General features: G+C 46.3%; 1 protein-coding gene. It reads right to left on the bottom strand.

All coding sequences use genetic code 11. From position 1 onward, the window contains the following. Positions 1–508 precede the first annotated feature (508 nt). The gene (locus B5F25_RS20805) at positions 509–1,591 is read right to left on the bottom strand and encodes an IS110 family transposase (RefSeq protein WP_087251742.1); all 1,083 of its coding nucleotides are present in this window, start codon (positions 1,589–1,591) and stop codon (positions 509–511) included. Positions 1,592–1,690: the final 99 nt, after the last annotated feature.

The raw sequence follows: 1,690 nt of genomic DNA, 5'->3' as shown, positions 1-1,690 counted from the left end.
TTTGGTCCTTTCCGCTCCTGTTCTTCGTCAGATAGCCCGCTATCTTCCTCATCACAGAAGCGAAAATGCCTCAAAAACTCATCCCAAATCATCGCACGATAAATTCAAAACAGCTTCTTCTATGTTGTAATCCAAATATCCAGAGAATTTTTTTATTTTATTAAAGGTTTTCATTAGCTTTGTAATCAAGTAGTTGAAGAGGATGCAAGCTCTGCTGAGGAGCAACTTGCCAGCAATAGACTCCCTGCGTTACGCCGTAACATTGTTGAGGGATGGGACATCGGTCCTGTCCCTTTGTGTTACGGATATCGCTACATGGCTAAGAAAACCTGCCGTTTTCCTTGCCGGAACTTATTATATGGACAACCTTCTATCAGTGAACCGGGAAGTTCCCGGTCACATGTTCCTTTTCAGTCCTATTAAAGTAAAATGCCGCATTCTAAAGAAAGCAGACCTGATGGCTGCAAGAAACTGTTAGCGGTCATTCATATAGTTGTTGTCCATCGTGTCATTCAACTGTCTCATTCTTATATCTCCTTTTATATTTCAAAACATAAAAGATCCGGTTCAACAGTTTTCGGGCTATCCGCACAATGGCCTTGTTAGGCTCCATCCGCCGTGTCAGCTTTGAAAAAGCCATGCTCAAGGCCGGGTCAATCCGGGCTGCGAACCATGCGCATTCTATCAGTTTGCTTCTTAACTGCATCTGCCCCCGGAAGGTCATCTCCCCCTTATTGTCTTTCTCACCCGTGGAGTGGGAAGTGGGGACAAGGCCGATATACCCCGCAAGCCTGTCCGAATTGGCGAAACGCCGTATATCTTCCAGTTCGGCGAGTAAAGACAAAGCCGTTATCATGCCTATGCCCGGGACGGAACGTAGCAGTTCGTAGTCGGTGGCATATCCGTCTGAACGGGAAAGCGCCCTCAGCTTCCGTGTCGCTTCCAGAAGAAGCCTGCGCTGTGACTCTACGGAATCCAGCAAAAGGGAAAGACCGGCACCCCCTTCCTCCGTATCCATGCGGATACCGTTACGCAGCCAGTTCATGAAAGCGCGTGACCAGTGGGTGCCGCTGTGCTGGAATTCTTTAGGATAGTCAATCCCATAATAATACAGGAATGCCTTGACGCGCTGTTTCATTCTTGCCAGGTCACGGACAAGGGCGTCACGGCTGCGCAAAAGGGTACGGATCTCCAATGTCTCCCTGCAAGGGACATGGATGGCTGTCAGTTCATTGTTACGCAGAGACCTGGCTATTTTCCTGCTGTCCACTGCATCCGTCTTCTGAAGACGTTCCTTCTGGCTGGTGGAGACATCCGCCGGATTAACTACTATATTCTGTATTCCCATTTCAACCAATTTATAATGCGCCCAAAAGCCACTGAAACCGGCTTCATAGGCTGACAGATAATTCCCGTTGGGAAAATGCGCGTGAAGATAAGAGAACAGGGCTTCCGGACTCGGGGGCTGAACGAATGTCTTGTGGTGGAGATGATCGCTCAGAATACTTACTGTCCAACTCTTCAGATGCACATCAATTCCTACATAAATATTTTGTCCTTCAAAATTTAATGTGTTACTTTGTTTACGCATAAAGTCATGGGGGTATTAAGTTATTTCTTTCATTTACAAATTTAATAATTCTCTTGGCTTTATGCTATTTTGCTAGCACATTACAAACATAGGAACTAA

The organism is Bacteroides sp. An19, assembly GCF_002160215.1.
GTDB lineage: Bacteria > Bacteroidota > Bacteroidia > Bacteroidales > Bacteroidaceae > Phocaeicola > Phocaeicola intestinalis.
This window is presented reverse-complemented; position numbering and strand designations above follow the sequence as displayed.

Bases quoted from the DNA above. Each gene is read 5' to 3' on its own strand.
- B5F25_RS20805 (WP_087251742.1), bottom strand. From the start codon at position 1,591: ATGCGTAAACAAAGTAACACATTAAATTTTGAAGGACAAAATATTTAT.